Genomic DNA, 3,676 nt, shown 5'->3' on the forward strand with positions numbered 1-3,676 from the left:
CCCGCTCGGGACGCCCCGCCGCCCCGGGAGGCCATCCCCGCCGCCACGAGCACCGTCAGCGAGGCCCTCACCCACCGCGCCCTCGTCGAATGCGCCGGCTGCGGCAGGCCCGGCACCGCTCCCGGTGAGGACCTCTGCCCGGCCTGCCTCGGCTGGCCACTGTGCCGCACCTGCCCCGGCCCGACTCCCCGCCGCGCCCGTCCCGACGGCGACGGCCGCTGCACCACCTGCTCCACCACCCTGACCGGACCTCTGGAAGCGAACACCTCATGACGGACACGTTCGACGCAGCAACCTGGACCGTGCCGCAGTACCACGCCCGCCCCTTCTCCCGCGATCCGGAACGGTGGGAGGAAGAGCGATCCCGCGCGGTGCAGTTCGGCCACGTCTGCTCCGACACCGCGTGCACCGGCACCTGCGAGCCGGCGGTCGTGTACGAGCGCACCAGGTGGGGGTGGTTGGCCTGGACCGTGCCCGGTGACGGCACCCTGCCCGAGCGCCCGTGGCAGATCGGGGTGCTCCCCCCGGACGCGGCGATGAGACAGCGACTCGCCGTGCGCTGGCTGACCAGGCGTCGCGCCCACCGCATCGCGCTGACCTCTACGAGCCCCGCCTCCCTGCGGCTTTCAGCAGTGGTCGTGGGGGTCATCAGCCTCTTCGCCGCGATGTCCGCCCTCGGCCACGGCATCCCCGCCGACCTTGTGCTGCCAGGGGCGCTGCTCGCCCCGTTGCTCGCCGAATACCTGCCCGACAGGCTCGACGACCGGGCAGCCGGACACCTCCGCACTGTCGAAGGAGACGCTGCCTGCCAGTACCTGCAGCGCCTCGCCGCCCTGCACACCTACTTCGTCCAGGCCGCCGCCGGTAACGACCACTACGCACTGCGCCGTTCCGCCGAGATCGGCCAGGACCTGATGTGGGACACCGCCGGTCTGCTCCAGACCCACGACACCCGATCGGTCTCGTCGCAACTCATCGACCGTGAGCGGCTAATGGTCCAGCTCGCCGACCAAGTCGCACAGATCCTGGAGCGCATCCGCGCCGAGGCCCGCTCCGGCCCCAAGGACCAGCCTCGCGGACACGAAGGCCCCCTGGGCCGCCCCTACCCGCCCGGCTTCGAACCGGCGCACCGGCCGGCACCTCGACGCGGGCCTGGTACCTCACGACCGGAGGGAAACCTTCCCGTGCCCCACGTCCAGCCTGGCGATGAGATCCGCACCACGGACGTCTACCTGCTCTTCGCACAGGAGCCGTACTACCTCGGCGAAGGCACCCAGGAGATCAACACCACCCTGGTAGCCGCCGCCTCCCTGCTCCATCCCCGGGTGCGCCAGCCCGACGGAGTCCAGATCCACTACCGCCTCACGCAGGGACGCCGGCCGGGCGAGATCATCCCGCTGGCCACCCTCACCCACGAACTGGGCGGCGGCGCCGACTGGCCGACGGTCGGCGACTGGGAGCACGTCACCGCCGACCTCGTGCAACTCGTCCGCACCGGAGGGTGTGACGCCCTCAGCTTCGGACTCCCCGAGATCGCGCGAGCCCTCGTCTGCGTCGGTCCCCTCAGTTACGTGCGTGTCTTCGACGCCGCAGCCGACCAGTTCATCGCCTACGGGCCGCAGGACCGCGCCGCCGTCCTGGCCGAGATCGACACGTTCCTCTCCGGGCTCGTAGCCGAGCGGGAATTCTGGCCGGGAGACGACCTGCTGACCCCGCTCTTCCAACAGGCGTAAGACCACCAATCCCTTGGTGCGGCGACGGCCGTGACCGCGAGGCCTGTCGTCACCACGGGCCTATCCGCCGGCCGCCGCCGTCCCGCGCCACCAGCACGCTCAAGGAGACGCAGCACATGTTCCCGACCACCGGGCTTGAGGCATCCTTCACGGTCGCGCTCGTCGCCATCCCCGTGTTCAACATCTTGCAGCTGCTGATTCCGAGGTGCTTCGGCACAAGCCTCGAACAGGAGTTGCGGGACCGCTACATACGCTGGCTCGTCATTTTCTGGCCGGTCCTGCTACTCGGCACAGTGTCACTGGGTGTGCCGTCCCGCAGGGCGCGCGCCGACCTGGGGATGCCCGGCGGCCCTACCTCCACCTGGCCCTTGTGGACCTGTACCGCCGTCGCCGCACTCTTCGTCACCGCCACGGCAGCGGAATCGGTGCGGGCGGCGCGCGCGGAGGCGAGACTCCGCCCTGTTGCCGAGGAACTGCTCCAGGACGCCCAGCAACTGCAGACCTGGCTCGGCATGTCCACGGCGGATGAGGCGCAGAGCGCTCAGTACTGGCTCGACGAGGCTCAGGAGGCCCTTGACGCCCGCCGCGGCCGGACGTCCGTGCGGTACCTCCGTCACGCCCTTCGCCGCGCCGAGGACACTGCCCGCCACGATGCTGAGCGAGTCGTGGACGCGGCCGTCGTCCCGTTCGACGACCTCCGCCACCGGGTGGACCAAGCCGACGAGTTGGTCGGACCGTTCAGCGGCCCACTACTCAAGTCGTAGCGGAGCGGCCCACAGCCTGGGCGCGCCGTCTTCTTGTCCGCGGCTACCCCTTCTCGGCGGAGTGCCTGGCGAGCCGTGCGGGCTGCTTCCGCCCGGATCGACCCTGCGTCCTCCACCAGTACCAGTTGGGGGCGGTCGGCGGCGGTGTGGTCAGGGTGCCGAAGCGCTACACCGGCAGCGCGTACAGGTGAGTGCCGCCGATGTAGACCAGCCCGTCGGATACCGTCGGCGAGGAAGACGTGGTGCCGCCGCTGAGGAACCTCCACCGCCGTTTGCCAGTGGTGGCATCCACGGCATACAGGTAGTAGTCATCGCTGCCGACGTACACCACCCCACCGGATGCCGCTGGTGACGACAATTCGTTGTCACTGGAGAACTTCCAGTGTTGCTGGCCGGTGGTGGCGCCCACGGCGTACAGGTATCCGCCTTCGCCGCTGACGTACACCACTTCGCGGGTGACCACCGGCGACTTAAAAGAGCCATTGCCGCTTCCGGTGGCGAACCGCCAAAGCTGCTCACCACCGGAAGCGCTTAGCGCATGCAACTCACCTAGGTCGTTGCCCACGTACACGGCTCCCTGAGCAACCACAGGCGGCCACGAGCTCACCGTGCCGAAGGTGCGATAGTTCCACCGCTTCTTGCCCGTGGCCGCGTCCAGCGCATACAGATCATCCGACATTCCGACGTATACCAGCCCGCCGGACACCGTCGGCGATACCTGGAAGTTCGAGTCGGCCTCAGTGGCGTACTTCCACCGTTGCTTGCCGGTGACGGCATCGACTGCATACAAGTACGCGTCATCGCCGGTGACGCACACCAGCCCGCCGGACACCGTCGGTGCCGAGTACACGTTGTCGCCGGTGGAGAACCTCCACCGTTCTTCGCCGGTGTCCGCGTGCAACGCATACAGGTACTTGGTGCCGCTTGCGTACACCAGTCCGCCGGACACCGTCGGCGACCTGTCGTCCGCTCTTTCCTCCCCCACGCGGACTTTCCACCGTTGTTTGCCGGCGGCGGCATCTACCGCATACAAGCAACCGTCCCAACTGCTCGAAAACACCAGCCCGCCGGACACGACGGGGCGCCCCCCGAACGAGGAGCCAGCGGTGGACTTCCATCTCGCTTCCCGGGTGGGGACGTCGTCGCCGTTCAAGAAGTACCAACCGGTGACGCCGAGTC

3 protein-coding genes and 1 pseudogene are annotated in these 3,676 nt (G+C 69.1%); 3 read left to right on the plus strand and 1 reads right to left on the minus strand.

What is annotated here, in order from left to right; all coding sequences use genetic code 11:
• The 3 genes and pseudogenes from JHN45_RS51240 to JHN45_RS51250 form a co-directional block, all read left to right on the plus strand.
• Positions 1-273: pseudogene (locus tag JHN45_RS51240) on the plus strand (hypothetical protein); the annotation flags it as partial.
• Entirely contained in the window at positions 270-1,733 is a 1,464-nt protein-coding gene (locus JHN45_RS53830; protein WP_236585036.1) for a hypothetical protein, read from the plus strand. The pseudogene JHN45_RS51240 and the gene JHN45_RS53830, both read left to right, overlap by 4 nt.
• Positions 1,734-1,849: 116 nt before the next feature.
• Positions 1,850-2,497 carry a hypothetical protein gene (locus JHN45_RS51250; protein WP_201056344.1) on the plus strand — a complete coding sequence of 216 codons (648 nt, stop codon included), beginning with the start codon at positions 1,850-1,852 and terminating at the stop codon, positions 2,495-2,497.
• A gap of 166 nt (positions 2,498-2,663) precedes the next feature.
• Here JHN45_RS51250 and JHN45_RS51255 read toward each other — a convergent pair.
• The coding region (locus tag JHN45_RS51255; RefSeq protein WP_236585037.1) for a PQQ-binding-like beta-propeller repeat protein at positions 2,664-3,676 on the minus strand (1,013 nt) is incomplete at its 5' end.

Source organism: Streptomyces sp. MBT53, assembly GCF_016654115.1.
Classification (GTDB): Bacteria; Actinomycetota; Actinomycetes; order Streptomycetales; family Streptomycetaceae; genus Streptomyces.

Excerpts from the sequence above, each read along its gene's own strand:
- JHN45_RS53830 (WP_236585036.1), top strand. The coding sequence starts at position 270 with ATGACGGACACGTTCGACGCAGCAACCTGGACCGTGCCGCAGTACCAC.
- JHN45_RS51250 (WP_201056344.1), top strand. The coding sequence starts at position 1,850 with ATGTTCCCGACCACCGGGCTTGAGGCATCCTTCACGGTCGCGCTCGTC.